A 20,704-nucleotide genomic window follows, 5' to 3' on the forward strand; every position below is an offset into this window, starting at 1 on the left:
TTTTTAAATTTAAGTTAGAATGAGGTTTTACTCATGGAAAATGTTGTTGTACATATCATCTCTCACAGCCACTGGGATCGTGAGTGGTATTTACCGTTTGAAAGTCACCGTATGCAGTTGGTGGAACTTTTTGACAATCTTTTTGATCTTTTTGAAAATGACCCTGAGTTCAAGAGTTTCCATTTGGATGGACAAACCATTGTCCTTGATGACTATTTAGAAATTCGCCCTGAAAACCGTGACAAGGTTCAGCGCTATATCGACGAAGGCAAGCTCAAGATTGGTCCTTTCTATATCTTGCAGGATGATTATTTGATCTCCAGCGAAGCTAACGTCCGCAATACCTTGATTGGACAAGCTGAATGTGCTAAATGGGGCAAATCTACGCAGATTGGTTACTTCCCAGATACCTTTGGAAATATGGGGCAAGCTCCTCAAATTCTTCAAAAATCAGGCATTCACGTAGCAGCCTTTGGTCGCGGTGTTAAACCAATCGGATTTGACAACCAAGTGCTCGAAGATGAGCAATTCACCTCTCAATTTTCTGAGATGTACTGGCAGGGTGCTGATGGTAGCCGTGTGCTTGGTATTCTCTTTGCTAACTGGTATAGTAATGGGAACGAAATTCCAGTGGATAAAGACGAAGCCTTGACCTTCTGGAAGCAAAAATTGGCAGATGTGCGTGACTACGCTTCGACCAATCAATGGTTGATGATGAACGGTTGTGACCACCAGCCTGTACAGAGAAATATTAGTGAAGCAATTCGTGTAGCCAACGAACTTTTCCCTGATGTGACCTTTATTCACAGTTCTTTTGATGAATATGTCCAAGCAGTGGAAAGTGCACTTCCTGAACACCTATCAACGGTCACAGGTGAGTTGACAAGTCAGGAAACGGATGGTTGGTATACTCTTGCTAACACCTCTTCTTCACGTATTTACCTCAAACAAGCCTTTCAAGAAAATAGCAACTTGTTAGAGCAGGTTGTGGAACCATTGACTATTCTCACTGGTGGTCATAACCATAAGGACCAATTAACCTATGCATGGAAAGTGCTCTTGCAAAATGCGCCACACGATAGCATCTGTGGATGCAGTATTGACGAGGTCCACCGAGAAATGGAAACTCGTTTTGCCAAGGTCAATCAGGTTGGAAACTTTGTCAAGACTAACCTTCTCAATGAGTGGAAACATAAAATAGCAACTCAGGAAGCGCAAAGTGATCACCTCTTTACCGTTGTCAACACAGCTTTACATGACAAGGTTGATACGGTCAGTGTTGTAGTGGATGTTGTCACTTGTGATTTCAAAGAATTGCATCCGACTGAAGGCTACAAGAAGATGGCAGCTGTGACCTTGCCAGATTATCACGTTGAAGATTTGGATGGTCATGTCATTGAAGCCAAGATTGAAGACTTGGGAGCAAGTTTTGGCTATACTTTGCCAAAGGATAAATTCCGTCAGCCATATATTGCACGTCAAGTGCGCGTGACAATCCCAGTTCACCTTGCTCCTCTTTCTTGGGCAAGCTTCCAATTGGTTGAAGGTCAAGTAAATCACCGTGATGGTATTTACCAAAATGGAGTCATTGATACACCATTCGTAACTGTGAGTGTAGACCAAGGAATTACAGTCTACGACAAGACTACGAATGAAGCCTACGAAGATTTCATCCAATTTGAGGACCGTGGTGATATCGGTAACGAGTACATTTACTTCCAACCAAAAGGAACAGAGCCAATCTACGCTCAACTGAAAGGCTATGAAGTCTTAGAAAACAATGCTCGCTATGCTAAGGTTTTGCTCAAACATGACTTGACTATTCCAGTTAGCGCAGATGACAAATTGGATGCAGAGCAAAGAGGTATCATCGAGTTCATGAAACGAGATGCAGGTCGTTCAGAAGAGTTGATAACCATTCCTCTTGAAACAGAAATGACTGTCTTTGTGGACAATCCACAGATTCGCTTCAAGACTCGCTTTACCAACACTGCTAAAGACCACCGCATCCGCCTCTTGGTCAAAACTCATAACACACGCCCAAGTAACGATTCTGAAAGCATCTATGAAGTTGTAACAAGACCAAATAAACCAGCAGCTTCTTGGGAAAATCCTGAAAATCCACAACACCAACAAGCCTTTGTCAGCTTGTATGATGATGTAAAAGGGGTGACTGTAGCCAATAAAGGATTGCACGAATACGAAATCCTTGAGGACGATACCATGGCTGTAACCCTTCTCCGTGCTTCAGGTGAGCTAGGTGACTGGGGCTACTTCCCAACACCAGAAGCCCAGTGCTTGCGCGATATCGAAGTTGAGTTTGCAGTAGAATGCCATCAAGCAGGGGAACGCTTCTCGGCCTTCCGTCGTGCAAAAGCCTTCCAGGTGCCATTTACAGCTCTTCAAGTTGCAAAACAAGAAGGTAGCGTTGCTGCAACAGGTAGTCTCTTCAACCATGCAGCACTGAACTTGCCACAAGTCTGCCCAACAGCCTTTAAAGTTGCTGAAAATGAAGAAGGATACGTTCTTCGTTACTACAATATGAGTCAAGAAAATGTTCGCGTGTCTGAAAAACAACAAACTATTCTTGATTTGTTAGAACGCCCATATCCAGTTCACTCAGGACTATTGGCACCACAGGAAATTCGTACAGAATTGATTAAAAAAGAAGAAATTTAATTTCAAAAAGAAAACATAAACAGAAAGGAGGAGCGAAAAAGTAAGAACCAACTGCTAATTCGCTCCTTTTTACAGGTGAAAGAAATGACACTTGCAACAATTGATATTGGAGGGACTGGGATCAAGTTTGCCAGTCTAACTCCTGATGGAAAGATTTTAGATAAGACCAGCACTCCAACTCCAGAAACTTTAGAAGATTTGCTAGCTTGGTTGGATCAACAGTTATCAGAACAGGACTATCGTGGGATCGCTATGAGTGTACCAGGTGCAGTTAATCAAGAAACAGGGGTGATTGAGGGAATCAGTGCTATTCCATACATCCATGGTTTTTCATGGTATGAGGCCCTTTCTCATCACAAGCTACCTGTCCATCTAGAAAATGATGCCAACTGTGTTGGACTCAGTGAATTGCTAGCTCATCCTGAGATTGAAAATGCAGCCTGTGTCGTGATTGGTACAGGAATCGGTGGAGCCATGATTATCAATGGCAAGCTTCACCGTGGTCGCCATGGTTTGGGCGGTGAGTTTGGCTACATGACAACCATCGAACCAGCAGAAAAACTCAACAACTGGTCGCAACTCGCTTCCACAGGAAACATGGTGCGTTATGTGATTGAAAAATCAGGTCAGTCTGACTGGGATGGCCGTAAGATTTACCAAGAGGCTGCAGCAGGAAACGCCCTCTGCCAAGAAGCCATTGAACGCATGAACCGTAACCTAGCTCAAGGCCTGCTCAATATCCAGTACCTAATCGACCCAGATGTCATTAGCCTAGGTGGCTCTATCAGTCAGAACCCAGATTTTATCAAAGGGGTGCAAAAAGCAGTAGACACCTTTGTGGGAAGATATGAAGAATATACAATTGCTCCAGTTATTCAAGCCTGCACCTATCACGCAGATGCCAATCTCTACGGTGCCCTTGTCAACTGGTTACAGGAGGAAAACCAATGGTAATTTTTACAGGACTTAGTTCCAAACAAGCGCAAGCTATCGAAGTATTAAAAAGTCACATTTCTCTATCAGATGTAGAGGTGGCAGTCGCTCAGTCTGACCAAGCTTCTATCTCTATCAAGGGTGAGAAGGGGCAGTATCAACTGACCTACCGTAAACCTCATCAACTCTACCGTGCTTTATCTGTGCTAGCAACAGCTTTAGCAGAAGGGGACAAGGTAGAGATTGAAGAGCAGGCGGCCTATGAAGATTTAGCCTATATGGCGGACTGTTCGCGCAATGCCGTGCTCAATGTCGCATCTGCCAAGCAGATGATTGAAGTCTTGGCTCTCATGGGTTACTCAACTTTTGAGCTCTACATGGAAGACACTTATCAAATTGAAGGACAACCTTACTTTGGTTATTTCCGTGGGGCTTATTCAGCTGAGGAATTACAGGAAATCGAAGCCTACGCCCAACAGTTTGACATGACCTTTGTCCCATGTATCCAAACCCTGGCCCACTTATCAGCCTTTGTCAAGTGGGGAGTCAAAGAAGTGCAAGAACTCCGCGATGTAGAAGACATTCTTCTCATCGGTGAAGAAAAAGTCTACGACCTGATTGATGGTATGTTTGCGACGTTATCTAAACTGCAAACTCGCAAGGTTAATATCGGAATGGATGAAGCTCACCTAGTTGGTTTGGGGCGTTATCTTATCCTGAACGGTGTGGTTGATCGTAGCCTCCTCATGTGCCAACACTTGGAGCGCGTGCTGGATATTGCAGACAAGTATGGTTTCCACTGCCAGATGTGGAGCGATATGTTCTTCAAACTCATGTCAGCAGACGGCCAGTATGACCGTGATGTGGAAATTCCAGAAGAAACTCGTGTTTACCTTGACCGTCTCAAAGACCGTGTGACCTTGGTTTACTGGGATTATTATCAGGATAGCGAAGAAAAATACAATCGTAACTTCGGTAACCACCACAAGATTAGCCAGGATATTGCCTTTGCAGGCGGTGCTTGGAAGTGGATTGGTTTCACACCACACAACCATTTCAGTCGTCTCATCGCTGTTGAAGCAAATAAAGCCTGCCGTGCCAATCAGATTAAAGAAGTCATTGTGACTGGTTGGGGAGATAATGGTGGTGAAACAGCTCAGTTCTCTATTCTGCCAAGTCTACAAATCTGGGCAGAACTCAGCTATCGCAATGATTTAGAGCGTTTGTCAGATCACTTCAAGACCAATACAGGTTTATCTGTTGAGGACTTTATGCAGCTGGATCTTGCCAACCTCTTGCCTGATCTACCAGACAATCTCAGTGGTATCAATCCTAACCGTTATGTCTTTTATCAGGATGTTCTCTGCCCAATCCTTGACAAGCACATGACACCTGAACAGGACAAACCTCACTTTGCCCAGGCAGCTGAGATTCTTGCTGACATTAAAGAAAAAGCTGGTGCTTACGCTTATCTCTTTGAAACTCAGGCACAGTTGAATGCCATTTTAAGTAGCAAGGTGGATGTAGGCCGCCGCATTCGTCAAGCCTATCAAGCAGATGATAAAGAAAGCTTGCAACAAATCGCAAGAGAAGAATTACCAAAACTGAGAAGTGAGATTGAAAACTTCCACAAGCTTTTTAGTCAACAATGGTTGAAAGAAAATAAGGTCTTTGGTTTGGATACAGTAGACATCCGTATGGGTGGACTCTTGCAACGAATCAAGCGCGCAGAGAGCCGTATCGAGGCTTATCTTGCTGGTCAAATTGACCGCATCGAAGAACTAGAAGTAGAGATTCTGCCATTTACTGACTTATACGCAGACAAGGACTTCGCAGCAACGACAGCTAATCAATGGCATACTATTGCGACAGCTTCGACCATTTATACGACTTAAAGGCAAGAATACCCTACTACTTAGTTTATAAACTAACTAAAATGCTTGTCTAGAGAACTTGACAGGAGATTAAGAGCTCGAAGATCAATTTATTCGTCTCGTATGTAATTAAATAGATTATCATTTATTAGAACAGATGCTCCTAAACTAGGCGAATAAAAAAGAATGAGTGTTGTTATCTTTTGTTGCGTATTATGTAGATTTCATAATATCCTCAATTTAGCCATATTTCGTTTTTTATGGATTTTGCATTACCATTTTGGTTATATAAATACAAAGTAACCTTTTCGATTATCAGTCAATGAAAAAGTGAAAACAATTTTAAAATGTTAAAAGACAATTTTAAAAAGTCCGACTAGATGCAGGAATTACTCAATCAGAAGTTGTTGAAAAGTTAGGTGGAGCAAAAGTCCAGTATGCTAGGTGAGAAAGTGGAGGAAGGAATCCAAAAGATGAAACAGTAGAAAAATTAGCTGAAATCTTAAATACTTCTTTTGAGATTCTAAAAGGACAATATGATGGCCTTGAGGAGATTGTTAGTTTATTGAGATAATACGAACTGACGGAAGAACATAGAAAAGAAATTAAACAATTAATACAAAACTATTTAGATGGTATTTTAATATGATTGAACAAATTACAAATTTATCGCGAAAATCTTTTAAAGACTATACTACTCCCCCTAATTTTTTTAAGAAGAAGAATATTTTATTTGGATATAATGGTAGAGGGAAGAGTTCTTTGGCATTGGGTATCATTGATACTTTTAAAGCCAGTGTTAAAAGTGAAACTTCGTATCGACTCTTCAATAAAGATTATGTAAAAGATACATTACTATTAAATGATACTGTTTCGATTATAAAAGGGGTGAGGGTAACTTTTAGTAAGAACGACGCAAGTATAGCTAAAACGATAAAAGATTTAGAAACCCAAAAAGTAGATGTAAAAACTTTAAAAAGTTCCATTAGTGATAAAAAAAATAATCTGAGGATTGAAATTGACACTATACATGATTCAAACAAAGGAAAAGCTAAAATTAATAAAAGAAAAGCCACACTAGGTCCTATAGAAGTTTTTAATCTCTATATAGAAGATTTAAAAAGAGCACGTGAAATCAACTCATCGGATGAGTTTATAGCATCATTTGAACCTGATAGTGAAAGTTTTGAGAAAATTAAACAAAATATATTATCAAGCTCATTTCCACAATTAAAAATTACAAAATTTACTAACGAAGATAAAAAGTTTTTGAAAGATGTTCTAGAAAAATCCTATGAGGATATTAAGGAAATCCCCACATTAGAATTGCTACATTGGTTAGAACAAGGTATAGAACTCCATAAAGATGCAGAACATTATTGTTTATTTTGCCAGAATTCTTTCACCCTTGATGATGTAAAACAAAGAGTAAAAGAATATAAAGAAAATGAAAAACAAAAAGATATTGAACGACTGGAAAAAATAAAAGGAGTACTTAAATACAATTTGTCTCTTCTTAAAGATGAAAACAAGCTGAAAAGTCAGTTAAATTTGATTAATATTGAATCTGGAATTATTGAAGAAATTATTAATAGTGACAACGTATCTAGATTAGCTGAACTTGCATCAACTATTGAGTCGAAGATTCAAGATATGAGCACAACGTATAGTTTTACAGATTCAATTTCAAAGTTTGAATTAAAAGTGGATAGTGTTGCTGATAAAATTAGAAAGGGATACAGAGATAAAATTAAAGAACTTGACGACACTATTAATAATATTGAGATCTTAACAAAAGGGAAAATCTGTTTGTCTTTAGTCAAGAATAACTTTATGTTAAAACTTATAGAATTAATCAGAGAGAAAAGAGAGTTATTAGAAATTGAAAAAAGAAATGAACAAATAGATAGTGAAATTAATAAATTAAAAGAAAAACAATCAAAGTATACAGATTTCATGGAATTTTTAAATTATGTGTTAAAGAATTTAGGAATTCAAATAAAGTTAATTTTAGAGGATAAAAATTATTACTTACAACACACAATAGAAGAATGTAAGTTAACTGTAGATGATATAAGTGAGGGAGAGAAAAATTTACTATCATTGTTGTATTTCTATTTTGAACTGTATAATGACAACAAACAGACTAAATTAAAAAAAGAAATTGAATTAATAGTTGTTGATGACCCGATTTCTAGTTTAGATGATGCTAATAAATTTTATGTTTTAGAAATCATAAAGAAATTGTTAAGTGAGAAAAAAATCCAAATCTTTGTCTTGACACATTCCTGGGATGATTTTTGTAATATGTCATATCATTTTAAAAATAATACAGATGCAAAGCTTTTTGAAATCTATAAGGAACCTACACAACAATTTCAAAGTGCAGTTCGAGAGTGTGCTACAAATGTATCACCTTATAAAAAATTGTTTATCGAACTATACGAACTCTCATTGAAAGATTTGAACAGTTTAAATGACTGTGATATTTATCATGCTGCAAATAGTATGAGAAGAGTGTTTGAAGAGTTTCTAAATTTCAAGAAGCCTAATTTGCTCCCGCAAAAGACAAATCAAAAAGAGATTGAAGATATTTTTGAAAAGGCGACGGGGCAACACATGGGGAATAACCGAAAACAAGAGCTGGGTAGTTTCCTTTCGTTTATTAATGTGTTATCACATCGTCCAATTAAAAGTGACGAAATATTAAATAATTCAAAATTCATTATGAAATTCATTCAGCAAGTAGATAAAATTCATTTTGAGTCAATGAGACGATTAGATAGATAGAAAATAGTGCTTTTTGCTAGCTTTTGGTACTTTGGGCTTATAGCCCTGGTGGAAACCACCCGTTAGACGGGTGGTTGTGATTTTAAATGGATTCTCACAATTAGAAACAGAGTGTTTCTCGTGAAACACACTTCTTATTATAAAAAAGTTCTCCACATAAAATAATTTGTGGAGTTTTTTCTATAATTTGTAGTTTAAACTATCCTTAAAATAAGAGTATACTGTTTTTGTAAACGTTATCAAGTCTAAAAATTGTGAGATTATCAAGTTTTAGAAAAATAAAAAGGGAGGAAATTATGAACAAGTTTTCAAAAACTTTGAGAGATAATTGGATATTTCTCTTAATGGTTTTACCAGGGACACTTTGGTTGATCTTATTCTTCTACATCCCAGTATTTGGAAATGTGGTTGCCTTCAAAGACTACCATATGACTGGTGAAGGATTCGTCCACAGTATTATAAATAGTAAATGGGTTGGACTAGATAACTTCAGATTCTTATTTAGTTCAAAAGATGCCTTTGTCATCACTCGAAACACTGTCCTTTACAACCTTGGATTCATCTTTATTGGTTTGATCGTATCGGTTGGGATTGCCATTATCCTTAGTGAACTTCGCTCTAAGCAAATGGTTAAAATCTACCAAACTTCTATGTTATTCCCGTACTTCCTATCTTGGGTTATCATCAGTTTCTTTACAGATGCTTTCCTAAATATCGATAAAGGGCTTATCAATCACACCTTAGAAGCTCTCGGGATGAAGGGTATTAACTTCTACGCAGACATCAGTATCTGGCCTTACCTCCTCCTTTTCCTAGGTATCTGGAAAGGCTTCGGATACAGTAGTGTGATGTACTACGCTACAATCATGGGTATTGACCCAACTTACTACGAAGCAGCGACAGTGGACGGTGCTAGCAAATGGCAACGTATTCGCAACGTAACCATCCCTCAGTTGACACCACTTGTGACAGTATTGACCATCCTTGCAGTCGGAAACATCTTCCGTGCAGACTTCGGTCTCTTCTATCAAATCCCTCACAACGCTGGTCAGCTCTATAGCGTAACAAACGTATTGGACGTCTATGTCTTTAATGGTTTGACACAGACAGCAGACATCGGTATGGCTTCAGCAGCCGGTCTCTATCAGTCAGTCGTCGGTTTGATTCTGGTTATCCTATCAAACTTACTTGCAAGACGTGTTGATCCTAACTCAGCACTATTCTAGAAAGGAGGAGCATATGGCAAAAAAAATTCAAAAAGAAAAAATTGATAATGTTGGCATACACTCCTTCAGCAAGAAAGCAGATATCTTCTTTAGTATCATTTCTGGTTTGCTGGCCTTCTCTTGTATCTTGCCTTTTATCTTTGTCATCATTATCTCAGTTACAGATGAGAAGAGTATTGTTCAATATGGATATAGCTTCTTCCCATCACAGTTTGGATTAGATGGTTTTGAGTTCTTGGCTCAGTTCAAAGATAAGATTTTACAAGCGCTCTTTATCTCAGTATTTGTGACAGTTGTCGGTACATTGACAAACGTCTTTATCACGACAACTTACGCCTATGCCATCTCACGTTCAACATTTAAGTATCGTAAATTCTTTACAATCTTTGCTCTTCTTAGTATGTTGTTCAACGCTGGTTTGGTACCAGGCTATATCGTAGTGACTCAATTGCTTCACCTTGGTGATACTATTTGGGCCTTGATTGTTCCAATGCTTCTATCACCATTCAACATCATGTTGATGCGTTCCTTCTTCAAGAAAACCATCCCAGAAGCAATCCTCGAATCAGCTCGTATCGATGGAGCTAGTGAAGCTCGTATCTTCTTCCAAATCTGTTTGCCACTGTCACTACCAGGTATCGCAACGATTACACTATTGACAGCGCTTGGATTCTGGAATGACTGGTTTAACGCCCTTCTTTACATCAAGAGTGACAACTTGTATCCATTGCAATATTTGCTCATGCAAATTCAAAACAACATGGATTACATTGCTAAGTCAGTTGGTATGTCAGGACAACTTGCGGTTGCCCTACCAAAAGAAACAGGTCGTATGGCCATGGTCGTTGTTGCGACTGTTCCGATTGCAATCCTTTACCCATTCTTCCAACGCTACTTTGTAAAAGGTTTGACTATCGGTGGTGTTAAAGAGTAAGGAAGTCTAAGAAACAATGTTTCTTCTCTAACTCTGATTTTTCTGACAAAGGAAAATCAACAATTTAATTTTGTTAATAACTTTAAAAATAAAAAAAGGAGTTTTTATAATGAAAAACTGGAAAAAATATGCTTTTGCATCTGCTAGCCTTGTCGCTTTAGCTGCTAGCCTTGCTGCTTGTGGAAACCTTAAAGGAAATAACCAAAAAGCTGCTGAATCATCATCATCAGGTGATACAACTGTTATCAAAATGTACCAAATCGGTGACAAACCAGATAACTTGGATGAATTGCTAGAAAATGCAAACAAAATCATCGGAGAAAAAGTTGGCGCTAAATTGGATATCCAATACCTTGGTTGGGGTGACTACAGCAAGAAAATGTCAGTTATCACTTCATCAGGTGAAAACTATGATATCGCCTTTGCAGATAACTATGTCGTAAACGCTCAAAAAGGTGCTTATGCTGACTTGACAGAATTGTACAAGAAAGAAGGAGCTGACCTTTACAAAGCACTTGACCCAGCTTACATCAAAGGTAACACTGTAAACGGTAAAATTTACGCAGTTCCGGTAGCAGCTAACGTTGCATCTTCACAAAACTTTGCCTTCAACGGCCCACTTCTTGAAAAATATGGAATCGATATCTCAGGTGTAACTTCATACGAAACACTTGAACCAGTATTGAAACAAATCAAAGAAAAAGCTCCAGATGTAATGCCATTTGCTGTTGGTAAAAACTTTATCCCATCAGAAAACTTTGACTACCCAGTTGCAAACGGACTTCCATTCGTCATCGACCTTGAAGGCGACACTACTAAGATTGTAAACCGTTACGAAGTTCCTCGTTTCGTAGAACACTTGAAGACTCTTCACAAATACTATGAAGCAGGATACATTCCAAAAGACGTAGCAACAAGCGAAACTACATATGACCTTACTCAAGATACTTGGCTTGTTCGCGAAGAAACAGTAGGACCAGCTGACTACGGTAGCAGCTTGCTTTCTCGTGTTGCTAACAGAGACATCCAAATCAAACCATTTACTAACTTCATCAAGAAAAACCAAACAACTCAAGTTGCTAACTTTGTAATCTCAAACAACTCTAAGAACAAAGAAAAAGCAATGGAAGTGTTGAACCTCTTGAACACTAACCCAGAACTCTTGAACGGACTTGTTTATGGACCAGAAGGCAAGAACTGGGAAAAAGTTGCAGGTAAAGAAAACCGTGTTAAAGTCCTTGATGGATACAAAGGAAACACTCACATGTCAGGATGGAACACTGGTAACAACTGGATCCTTTACATCAACGAAAACGTTACAGATGAACAAATTGCACAATCTAAGAAAGATTTGGAAACTGCAAAAGAATCTCCAGCGCTTGGATTCATCTTCAACACTGACAATGTGAAATCTGAAATTTCAGCTATCACTAACACTATGCAACAATTCGATACAGCTATCAACACTGGTACTGTAGACCCAGAAAAAGCTATTCCAGAATTGATGGAAAAACTTAAATCTGAAGGTGCTTACCAAAAAGTATTGGATGAAATGCAAAAACAATACGACGAATTCTTGAAAAGCAAAAAATCATAAGAATAATTGATTTCGTGTATTCATTCCTAAAAATTGCAATCACTGCCTTGTCTAGAGCCTTCTAGATAAGGTGGTGATTCTTTTTTTAGTATTTGCATATAATTATCTGCGTTTGAAATCAGAAATTTGCTCTTACATGTAACATGGGTTATAGACATATGAAAAAATACCATCTTATTTTCAAAACTAGTACAATCTTATCCTACTTATTTTTCGTATATGGGCTTTCTCAGTTGACGCTTATGATCCAAAATTACTGGCAATTTTCTTCTCAGATTGGTAATTTTTTCTGGATACGAAATCTTGTTAGTCTAGTCTTTATTGGCATCATGATAGGGATTTTAATCAAGACAGACCATGGTTATCTTTTTGTCATTCCTAAGAAAAAATGGTTGTGGTATACAGTTTTGACGATTCTTGTAACTGTACTTTCCATATCTTTTAATTTCCAAACAGCTAGACATGTACAATCAACTTCTGAAGGGTGGGCTGTGTTGATCGGCTACAGTGAGACAAATTTTGCCGAATTGGGTCTCTACTTGACCTTATTTTTCCTAGGTCCTCTGATGGAAGAGTTGATATATAGGGGCTTGTTCCAACATGCCTTTTTTAAAGATTCGAAATTTGGGCTTGACCTGATTCTTCCTTCGGTTTTGTTTGCTCTTCCTCACTTTTCAAGCTTTCCCAATTTCCTAGATATTCTTGTTTTTTCGACATTTGGAGTGTTTTGTGCGGGTTTAACTCGCTATACCAAGAGTATCTATCCTGGCTATGCAGTTCATGTTATGAATAATATCGTAGCTACCTTGCCGTTTTTGCTAACCTTTTTTCAGCGAATATTTAGCTGAAACAAGATCTGAAACTGGGTCTTGTTTTCAATTTTCAGTCAAATAAATTGCATTCGCTTTCTTGGGAGAGTATACTGGTATAGTTGAATGAAAAATTCTGATAATTTAATCTTAGAAAAGAGAAGCAAATGTCAAAAGATATTCGAGTTTTACTTTACTATAAATATGTCCCAATTGAAAACGCAGAACAATTTGCGGCTGACCACTTGGCTTTCTGTAAATCAATCGGCCTCAAAGGTCGTATCCTAGTGGCTGACGAAGGGATCAACGGGACTGTTTCTGGTGACTACGAAACAACCCAAAAATACATGGACTATGTTCACAGCCTTCCAGGTATGGAAGATCTCTGGTTCAAGATTGACGAAGAAAGTGAGCAAGCCTTCAAGAAGATGTTTGTTCGCTACAAGAAAGAGATTGTCCACCTTGGCTTAGAGGATGATAACTTTGACAACGACATCGACCCACTTGAAACAACAGGTGCTTACTTGTCTCCAAAGGAATTTAAAGAAGCTCTTCTAGACGAAGATACAGTTGTCCTTGATACTCGTAATGACTACGAGTACGATCTTGGCCATTTCCGTGGTGCTATCCGTCCAGACATCCGCAACTTCCGCGAGTTGCCACAATGGGTCCGTGATAACAAGGAAAAATTCATGGACAAACGTGTCGTAGTTTACTGTACTGGTGGAGTCCGTTGTGAGAAATTCTCAGGTTGGATGGTCCGTGAAGGCTACAAAGATGTCGGTCAATTACACGGCGGAATTGCCACTTATGGGAAAGATCCAGAGGTTCAAGGAGAGCTTTGGGATGGGAAAATGTACGTCTTTGACGAGCGTATTGCAGTCGATGTCAACCATGTCAACCCAACAATCGTCGGAAAAGATTGGTTTGATGGAACACCATGTGAACGTTATGTCAACTGTGGAAATCCATTCTGTAACCGTCGTATCTTGGCATCAGAAGACAACGAAGATAAATATCTCCGTGGCTGCTCACACGAATGCCGTGTTCACCCACGCAATCGCTATGTTTTAGAACATGAATTGACACAAGATCAAGTCATCGAGCGTTTAGCAGCGATTGGTGAGAACTTGGATCATTCTGAAGTTGTATAAAAGTAGGACAGTCCTTAGGGGCTGTTTTTTTCTATGCTTTTGACCAAAAAATCTTAAATTTGTTTCTGCATCTTTCAGGAAAATGGTGTATACTATATGTAAACGATTTCAAAGGAGACCATTTATGGTGAAAACATTTTTTATTCCAAATAAAGAAAGCATTCTAGGACAACAGGAGATTTTAACAGCTAAGTCAGTCTTGGCCCTAGTAGATGGCTTAGAGTCACATAGCTATGATGCAGTCTATCTCCGTCAACCCTTCAATCGCCTTGAGTATATCGAGTGTGGAATCGTAGGCAAGTCTCAATTTCTCTTTAAAGTTCGTTATGCAGATGCTCAAAAAGGCTACCAAGTAATCATTCCTGATTTGATTACAAGAGCTGACTGGGAGATTGTAGAAGCTCTCTTACAAGCCTTGTCTAGCAAGGTTGGTGAAGCAGTTGAAGGATTGTCAGACTTTGATTTGGAAAACTATTTCCAAGAAACTGTCAAGAGCTATCTAGCTGATAAGGGTGCTCGTTTGGGCTTCTGCCAAGGAATTCTATCAACTATTTACTTTGATAAGAAGGACTTAGAAAACTTCTTGGAAGAAGATGGAGTGGCACGTTTTGAAGCATTAGTCAAAAAGGTTCAAGGGTCGGATGCATATCCAGCAAGTGCTAAATTCTATCCAGATGGTGAGGGTAAGATCCACGGCATCTATCACCTGGCTCAGGGGGTTAAGACAATTTTGCCGAAAGGTCCTGTTGTTCCCGTGCCTTATGTTGAGCAGTTGGCTGGTAAGGACCTTGTCTGGGAGATTGACTTGGTGAAAATATCTGGAGATGGTTCAAAAGCTGAAGACTATGAAGCAGTAGCTAGACTCGATTACCAAGCCTTTTTAGAAGCTCTTCCAAAGGAACTTTGTCAGGATTTGGATGCCAACCAAGTAGAGGTAGGACCAGTTTCAGGAGAGGATTTTGAAGCCTTAGTAAATAGATAAAAAAGAAATTTGGAGTAAAAGTCCAAATATAAGTTAAAAAGCGAACAAGATTAGTTTTCTGATTATCAGAATTCTGTCTTGTTCGCTTTTTTGTTTCTAAAATTTTATAGTAATGATCCTCTAAAGTTAATATCTTTCTATCTCGCTACCTTTATCTTACATAAAAGCTAGGATTCGTAGATATTCAAATACTAGAGTCATTTCTGCTAGGAAGAAGAGAAATAGGATACCACCGTTGACTAGAAATGCCAAGAGAAGGCGATAGAAGGAATCAGTTTGGCTATCTTTACTTGGTCTTGAGATGGTATAGAGGTTGGCAAGAAGTACCAGACCAATGCTAATGAGGCAGAGAAGAGCCGCAAAGCGTAGACTATTAAAGAAGGCAAAGAAACTGGCAATACCTGTGAGCAGGAGAGGAAGGGCGAAGAGTCTGCTGTACTCTTGCAAGGATTTTTCCAGCGTCCAGTCATTGTCCTGATTGACAAAACGTTTAACTACAAATCCACCCATAAGGATAGAAAAGAAGAATAAACTTGTCGCTACCAAGATGGAGAAGATAGAAAAGAGATTCAGTGAAGGGAACTGCTCGCTGACATGAGAGTTGATAGCCGCCATATGGCCGTAGTAGTTATGCTTGATATGATAAATCGCACAGAAGAAACTAAGAGCAGAAAAGATAGTCAGCAGGGCAAAGGCATTATAACTATGTTTTTTATCTGTATCAATGCTTGTTGTCGGTTCTTTAAGGGCACCTTGTAGCCAAAACCAAAGATCAGCCAGTTCTTCTTTGAATACTGCGAATAGTGCTGTTTTGGCAGATGTAGAATCTGGTAAAAACGGGCTTTCCAAAGATTGACTTTTCTGAGAAGCTTCTTTAACAGGTTCTTCTGACTCGTCTATCTTTTCTGATTTTTCAGCGAGTTCTTCAGTCTCTACAGTTTCCTCACTAGTTTCCTTATCTTCTGGATTGGCTTGAGGATTTTCCTCAACTACTGGCGCCTCTTCTCTTGTCTCTGAATCTTCTTCAAGGAGAACTGAGTCGGATGGGCTATCTTTTTTATCATTGTTGGCTGTTTTTTCGAAATCAGCACTTTCAAACCATTCTTGAGTCATAATAGACCTCCCTTTTTTGATTAATTTTTGAGTAGTAACTACTAGTTGTCTTTATTCATGATTTCTATAAGAAAGCAAGCGATCTTATTATGGGAAATAGATACTTTGATTAGATTTTGCGACGAGGAGATCTTGCGTATCTTTTTTTTCTGTTTTGTAAGGGTTCGCTAATGCTTCACCTTTACTACCTCCCGTAGGTATGTCACGTCTGTCTCGATGCCAACGATAGATATCACCATGTTCAGCAGAAAACTCAACATTGATTCGATCAAGTTCCTTTTGAGATAACTCGAGTGAGATATCTTTTCTTGCCTCGAATTCCACTCGACCATGCACTTGGATATCGTCTGCCTTGATATGTTCATGATCTGCTTGGATGCGGCTATCTGTTAGACTGGTTTCAAATACATTGACAATTCCAGTTGTGATCAGTTGGCTATTTTTAATCTCGCTATCAGTGATACGAAGGAGATATCCATTTGACAGAATCTTGGCATTGCTGAGTTTTGCATTAGCAATTGAAAGGATACGATGGTTTACCTGGGCAGTTAGATTTTTTAAGTCTTTTCCTCTTGGTAATGAGAGAACAACTTCATCATTGCGACTAGAAATTCCGCTTGCGATATAGAGAATACCCTCGATACTAGAACCTATAGAGCGACGTGTAGTTGACTTGGTGTCAGTTATTTCAAGACTTTTCTCTTTGATAGAGTGTTGAAGATTTTCTTTTTCAGAGATGGTTGGATGATACTGAAGGTGAATCTTATCATCGTTTGACTCCGTAATGACGAGCGAATGTTCTGTTAGTGAGATGTTTAGATTTTCAATATCTTGATCAAAAACGAGTTCTTCCATTCGACTTTCAAATACTGGATTTTGAGACATTGCAAGGAGGCTTCTGACACCATCTGTTTGGATCCCGATGATCATCATGGAAAAACCAATGATACTAGTAACAACACCAAAGATAAGAAATCCTTTTGTCCATTTACGCATGTCTTTCACCTCTCTTTCCTCTATTAAGAATCCATTGGATAAGTCGAAGGACCAGTAATCCAAAGAAACGGGTCACATAGGAAGTTGCTAGCAAGACTAGGGATGAAGCTCCGACTGCCAGTAAACCTCCACCAAAAATCAGAATAAAAGCAGATGTAGATTCAGCCAGAATGTAGAAGCTTTCAAATAGGAGAACAGCTCCGAGAACCATTCCAGCTGCTGATACAGCAAAGAAGGCAATAAGTACGCTGACAGCAGCGATAAAAATGCCGATGATAGCCATGAGAAGACCAATTCCGACCGGAATTCCGATAGGAGCTGCAAGAAGGGCTAGTAGAGCGATGCGTAAAATATGGCGGTCGTTCTTGCTGGAATTTTCTTGGTTGATTTTCTTATCAAGAAGTGTAGTCAGGACATCATGGGCAGCTTCTTTTGGACTTCCCAGGCTAGCGATAAGCTCCTCCTCACCTTCTGGCCCAGCATCATCAAAGAGTTCTTTGAAGTAGTCCATGGCTTCGATACGATCAGATTGAGGCAGCTTCATCAGATAGGCTTCAAGCTGATTCAAATATTCAGTTCTTGTCATGGCGAATGCTCCCTTCTATGATGCCGTTGATAGTGTCAGTGTAGAGTGTCCATTCTTCTCGAAGGACAAAGAGTTGCTCCTCTCCGATTTCTGTCAAAGAGTAGTATTTGCGCATCCGACCTTGGTATTCGCGAGAGTATGTAGTCAGATAGCGGTTGGTATCCAGTTTTTTCAAGATGGGGTAGAGGGTGGATTCCTTGATTTTGGCAATGAGTTTAATGGTTTGGCTAATCTCATAACCATAGGAATCCCCTTGTTCTAGGATGGCCAGGATGAGAAATTCAATCAAGGCCGATGATGTTGGAAAATACATGGGGCACCTCCTTTTTTAGTATGTAAAAATTTTATATATAATTATTCTACACATACATCATACATCTATTTGTAAGCCCTGTCAAGTAATATGTGTAAAAATTTTATATATAAAAAATCTTCTAGTAAAAACTAGAAGATTGGAGGCTGTTTTGCATTACTTTGAGGCAATGCTTATCTGCAATCCTCATCATAAATGGGCGGAAGATAAAAATACTTGTCTTCAATCTTGATTTTGGCACAGAGGATGCCGTTTTGATAAACATATCCCTTAAATGGGGGATAGCTATCCAAGTTTTCTAGGATATTCTCAGGCAAAGATCTGAAATTGTAATCCCTCAGAGCCCCAGAACCAATCAATCTTTCAGTCCGATAAGCCTTGATTTCTTTTTCATATTTTTTGAGAAATTCTTCTCGTTTCCTTTCAAAGAGAGCCAAATCTCCGTCATCTAACTCGTAATAGCGTTCGTAGCCAGCAATCCAAGAAATATAAACACACAGTAAAGATTTTTCTATCTCAGGAGAGTAGCCAATTGTAAAGTAATTTTCTTTGTCGACCTGTCGATTTTCTACTGTGATAGTCTGTATAAAGTTAGTCATGATAATCTCCGTTTCAGGAATGAACTAGAAAGGCTTCTCATTTAAAAATCCTTTAGCTCATCAAAGATTTCTATAAATTTTTCTTTGTCTATTCCTAAATCTTCAGGTAGTAAATCTAAGATCTCAACTAGGGCACTATAGATATCCTCTCTCTCGATTGTTTCAATAAAACAGTTACGTTTGTCGATTTTATTGAAACCTTGAGTATATTCTCTTATGAGAACTTCTACGTTTGTCATAGTGTTCTCATTGGGGTTTTCTAGAAGCTTTATAAGGCTTGCTCTAGTCTTTCTATATAGAGAGGCTGCTTTTTTTGCATTTGCGGTTGAAATATTTTCTTGTCCATCCCATGAGCGAAATGGATTATCTAGGTTTTGGGCTAGCCATTCAGCTTTCCTCGGTTTTGTTATCCAAAGATTCAGTCCCTTGTCTTGCTGTTTTTTATAATATTTTTTGGATACTTTAGCGGCATCTTCTGGTAAGCTGCTCATCCAAAACATGCTTAATTGAGGTAAATCTTCTGGTTTTGGGATATCCTCTGCAGTAAAGCCAAACAAATCAACGGTTGAGAAATTGATTAACTCTTTTAACTCTGATAATTTATGGAAATTAAGAATATTACCAGGTTTCCCCCACAATCTCAATTCCCTAAGATTTGGATAGTTATTCAAGATTTGTGCAAAGTCTATTTCAAGGATGTTTGAACAATGGATGGCTCCCAAATCCTTTAATCCCAGCACCTTGGGTAGAGAGTTATCAAGTTGTAATCGTAAGCTGGCTCCATGATCCTTTACAAGTATCTGACAATTGTTGCTCATGTCTCCTAATAAGAATAGTTCCTCTAAATCATCGTTTAATCTAAGTTCCTCTACACCTGTCAAATCAATGGAAAGTCGATGTATGGATGTCTTAGAAAAATCCAGTTTTGTTTGTCCATGATTTTCAAGAACTAGTTCTGTAATAAAAGGAGTCGACTGTAAATATTCATATATATTTTTGTGCCATTTAGTTAATGCCAACTTAGATAAACAAGGAAAGACTTTTAATTCTAATGCGTTTTCAAAGGGCGTCCACTCGTCATTGATATTGTATTTAGAAATACGATACTCATTTCCTGCAAATGAAACCTTTTCCTTGCTTTTATCTGCTTTCTTAAATAAATCTCTTTTTTCTTTTGGGATTTCTTGCCATTTTAGTTGCCTATAAATATCGTAACCATTCCCCCAAAACATAGCATATGTGTTTGTGCTTTCGGTTGTTAATGGTCTTGTATTCCCAATAAAAATATAATTTGACGGTACATGAATATCAACATTACTCAGATGCAAGCCTCTATCCCAGTACATAAAATCAATGTACAGTGGCTTTAAGAAAGATAGTTCTTCTTCTGTAAGAGGTTGTTCTCCTGACCAGTCTAATGACAGTAGGACAGCCTGAGGCTTTTTCTCCCCCTCTTCGATCTTGGTTATCTGGCAAGCTATGTATTTTTTTAGATGGAAATTGTAAACACAATAGACGTCCCCTGATTTTGCTAGCATATAAATTTCTCCTTAAATGTTACTACATTTTCAATAGTCTTTTTAGACTTTTAAACAAATACTTGTTTGTAATTGAGTTAAAACAAGTAAAGTTCTTTAAGGTTTTATTTTAGATAGATTTCTGGTTTCTCAATGACTGAGCCGTCCTTCAATTTTGGGAATTGAAGGATTTTATGATGCAAAAGGTTAACCTCCTTGGAAGGTTTGATTGTTAGATATTCTAGCTTTATCAGATTAATGATTGAAGTTGCATCCTTACTTTTTAGGATACCAGTAAAAAAGTTGAAATAGCGTAACTATGGTATATCATTTAAAAAGTTAGAGGAATCTACATGGATGTTTTTAGGGGAAAAACAATCCCCTTCAATTGAGAGAGTTTCGACTTCTTTGAGAGATAAATTGTATAGTTGTTTCCATCATGGTCTTCTTTATCAAATTTAAACGATAAATCTTCCTAGGTATATTATAGCATGTTTTAGCTTAACGAAAGTCTTGTGAGGAGGCCTTTCAAACCTTTTTAAAAGAAAAAAGCCAGACATCCGTCTGGCTTGAAAAGTATTTCTCGTTGAGTTGAATTTCAA

Annotated in this window: 16 protein-coding genes; 10 read left to right on the forward strand and 6 right to left on the reverse strand. The window is 38.4% G+C overall.

From position 1 onward, the window contains the following. The first annotated feature begins 33 nt into the window (after window positions 1-33). From TZ96_RS00300 to TZ96_RS00345, 10 genes are all read left to right on the forward strand, one after another. Window positions 34-2,679 (forward strand): alpha-mannosidase, encoded by a 2,646-nt coding sequence (locus tag TZ96_RS00300; RefSeq protein ID WP_045762436.1) that lies wholly within the window; start codon window positions 34-36, stop codon window positions 2,677-2,679. A gap of 84 nt (window positions 2,680-2,763) precedes the next feature. Continuing rightward, window positions 2,764-3,633, forward strand: a complete 870-nt coding sequence (locus TZ96_RS00305; RefSeq protein ID WP_045762437.1) for an ROK family protein — start codon at window positions 2,764-2,766, stop codon at window positions 3,631-3,633. Further along, entirely contained in the window at window positions 3,627-5,507 is a 1,881-nt protein-coding gene (locus TZ96_RS00310) for a beta-N-acetylhexosaminidase (RefSeq protein WP_045762438.1), read from the forward strand. Before TZ96_RS00305 ends, TZ96_RS00310 begins: the two co-directional genes overlap by 7 nt. A gap of 624 nt (window positions 5,508-6,131) precedes the next feature. Further along, complete coding sequence (locus TZ96_RS00315) at window positions 6,132-8,276, forward strand: AAA family ATPase (RefSeq protein ID WP_045762439.1); 2,145 nt, start codon at window positions 6,132-6,134, stop codon at window positions 8,274-8,276. Between the two features lie 296 nt (window positions 8,277-8,572). Further along, window positions 8,573-9,502, forward strand: coding sequence for an ABC transporter permease (locus tag TZ96_RS00320; RefSeq protein ID WP_001032156.1), 930 nt, complete (start codon window positions 8,573-8,575; stop codon window positions 9,500-9,502). Window positions 9,503-9,515: 13 nt separating this feature from the next. Next, window positions 9,516-10,436, forward strand: a complete 921-nt coding sequence (locus TZ96_RS00325; RefSeq protein ID WP_006149055.1) for a carbohydrate ABC transporter permease — start codon at window positions 9,516-9,518, stop codon at window positions 10,434-10,436. Between the two features lie 109 nt (window positions 10,437-10,545). Then, window positions 10,546-12,033 (forward strand): ABC transporter substrate-binding protein, encoded by a 1,488-nt coding sequence (locus tag TZ96_RS00330; protein WP_045762440.1) that lies wholly within the window; start codon window positions 10,546-10,548, stop codon window positions 12,031-12,033. A 158-nt stretch (window positions 12,034-12,191) separates the two neighbouring features. After that, window positions 12,192-12,881 carry a CPBP family intramembrane glutamic endopeptidase gene (locus TZ96_RS00335; RefSeq protein ID WP_045762441.1) on the forward strand — a complete coding sequence of 230 codons (690 nt, stop codon included), beginning with the start codon at window positions 12,192-12,194 and terminating at the stop codon, window positions 12,879-12,881. Between the two features lie 128 nt (window positions 12,882-13,009). Further along, a complete protein-coding gene (locus TZ96_RS00340) occupies window positions 13,010-13,996 on the forward strand; it encodes a rhodanese-related sulfurtransferase (protein WP_045762442.1) in 987 nt (328 codons plus the stop codon). A gap of 124 nt (window positions 13,997-14,120) precedes the next feature. Further along, window positions 14,121-14,978 (forward strand): DUF4299 family protein, encoded by an 858-nt coding sequence (locus TZ96_RS00345; protein ID WP_045762443.1) that lies wholly within the window; start codon window positions 14,121-14,123, stop codon window positions 14,976-14,978. 156 nt (window positions 14,979-15,134) lie between these two features. Here TZ96_RS00345 and TZ96_RS00350 read toward each other — a convergent pair whose 3' ends face one another. The 6 genes from TZ96_RS00350 to TZ96_RS00375 form a co-directional block, all read right to left on the reverse strand. Further along, window positions 15,135-16,091, reverse strand: coding sequence for a DUF6574 domain-containing protein (locus TZ96_RS00350; RefSeq protein ID WP_045762444.1), 957 nt, complete (start codon window positions 16,089-16,091; stop codon window positions 15,135-15,137). Between the two features lie 87 nt (window positions 16,092-16,178). Next, the gene (locus tag TZ96_RS00355; protein WP_045762445.1) at window positions 16,179-17,087 is read right to left on the reverse strand and encodes a DUF4097 family beta strand repeat-containing protein; all 909 of its coding nucleotides are present in this window, start codon (window positions 17,085-17,087) and stop codon (window positions 16,179-16,181) included. Further along, window positions 17,080-17,673: a DUF1700 domain-containing protein gene (locus TZ96_RS00360; protein ID WP_045762446.1), complete on the reverse strand. Its 594-nt coding sequence runs from the start codon at window positions 17,671-17,673 to the stop codon at window positions 17,080-17,082. The genes TZ96_RS00355 and TZ96_RS00360 overlap by 8 nt, the downstream gene beginning before the upstream one ends. Continuing rightward, window positions 17,660-17,986 carry a PadR family transcriptional regulator gene (locus tag TZ96_RS00365; protein ID WP_000273853.1) on the reverse strand — a complete coding sequence of 109 codons (327 nt, stop codon included), beginning with the start codon at window positions 17,984-17,986 and terminating at the stop codon, window positions 17,660-17,662. Before TZ96_RS00365 ends, TZ96_RS00360 begins: the two co-directional genes overlap by 14 nt. Window positions 17,987-18,159: 173 nt before the next feature. Further along, entirely contained in the window at window positions 18,160-18,585 is a 426-nt protein-coding gene (locus TZ96_RS00370; RefSeq protein ID WP_045762447.1) for a hypothetical protein, read from the reverse strand. A gap of 41 nt (window positions 18,586-18,626) precedes the next feature. Beyond that, window positions 18,627-20,123, reverse strand: coding sequence for a hypothetical protein (locus TZ96_RS00375; protein ID WP_045762448.1), 1,497 nt, complete (start codon window positions 20,121-20,123; stop codon window positions 18,627-18,629). Window positions 20,124-20,704: the final 581 nt, after the last annotated feature.

The organism is Streptococcus infantis, assembly GCF_000963255.1.
GTDB lineage: Bacteria > Bacillota > Bacilli > Lactobacillales > Streptococcaceae > Streptococcus > Streptococcus nidrosiense.

Bases quoted from the DNA above. Each gene is read 5' to 3' on its own strand.
- TZ96_RS00300 (WP_045762436.1), top strand. From the start codon at position 34: ATGGAAAATGTTGTTGTACATATCATCTCTCACAGCCACTGGGATCGT.
- TZ96_RS00305 (WP_045762437.1), top strand. From the start codon at position 2,764: ATGACACTTGCAACAATTGATATTGGAGGGACTGGGATCAAGTTTGCC.
- TZ96_RS00310 (WP_045762438.1), top strand. From the start codon at position 3,627: ATGGTAATTTTTACAGGACTTAGTTCCAAACAAGCGCAAGCTATCGAA.
- TZ96_RS00315 (WP_045762439.1), top strand. From the start codon at position 6,132: ATGATTGAACAAATTACAAATTTATCGCGAAAATCTTTTAAAGACTAT.
- TZ96_RS00320 (WP_001032156.1), top strand. From the start codon at position 8,573: ATGAACAAGTTTTCAAAAACTTTGAGAGATAATTGGATATTTCTCTTA.
- TZ96_RS00325 (WP_006149055.1), top strand. From the start codon at position 9,516: ATGGCAAAAAAAATTCAAAAAGAAAAAATTGATAATGTTGGCATACAC.
- TZ96_RS00330 (WP_045762440.1), top strand. From the start codon at position 10,546: ATGAAAAACTGGAAAAAATATGCTTTTGCATCTGCTAGCCTTGTCGCT.
- TZ96_RS00335 (WP_045762441.1), top strand. From the start codon at position 12,192: ATGAAAAAATACCATCTTATTTTCAAAACTAGTACAATCTTATCCTAC.
- TZ96_RS00340 (WP_045762442.1), top strand. From the start codon at position 13,010: ATGTCAAAAGATATTCGAGTTTTACTTTACTATAAATATGTCCCAATT.
- TZ96_RS00345 (WP_045762443.1), top strand. From the start codon at position 14,121: ATGGTGAAAACATTTTTTATTCCAAATAAAGAAAGCATTCTAGGACAA.
- TZ96_RS00350 (WP_045762444.1), bottom strand. From the start codon at position 16,091: ATGACTCAAGAATGGTTTGAAAGTGCTGATTTCGAAAAAACAGCCAAC.
- TZ96_RS00355 (WP_045762445.1), bottom strand. From the start codon at position 17,087: ATGCGTAAATGGACAAAAGGATTTCTTATCTTTGGTGTTGTTACTAGT.
- TZ96_RS00360 (WP_045762446.1), bottom strand. From the start codon at position 17,673: ATGACAAGAACTGAATATTTGAATCAGCTTGAAGCCTATCTGATGAAG.
- TZ96_RS00365 (WP_000273853.1), bottom strand. From the start codon at position 17,986: ATGTATTTTCCAACATCATCGGCCTTGATTGAATTTCTCATCCTGGCC.
- TZ96_RS00370 (WP_045762447.1), bottom strand. From the start codon at position 18,585: ATGACTAACTTTATACAGACTATCACAGTAGAAAATCGACAGGTCGAC.
- TZ96_RS00375 (WP_045762448.1), bottom strand. From the start codon at position 20,123: ATGCTAGCAAAATCAGGGGACGTCTATTGTGTTTACAATTTCCATCTA.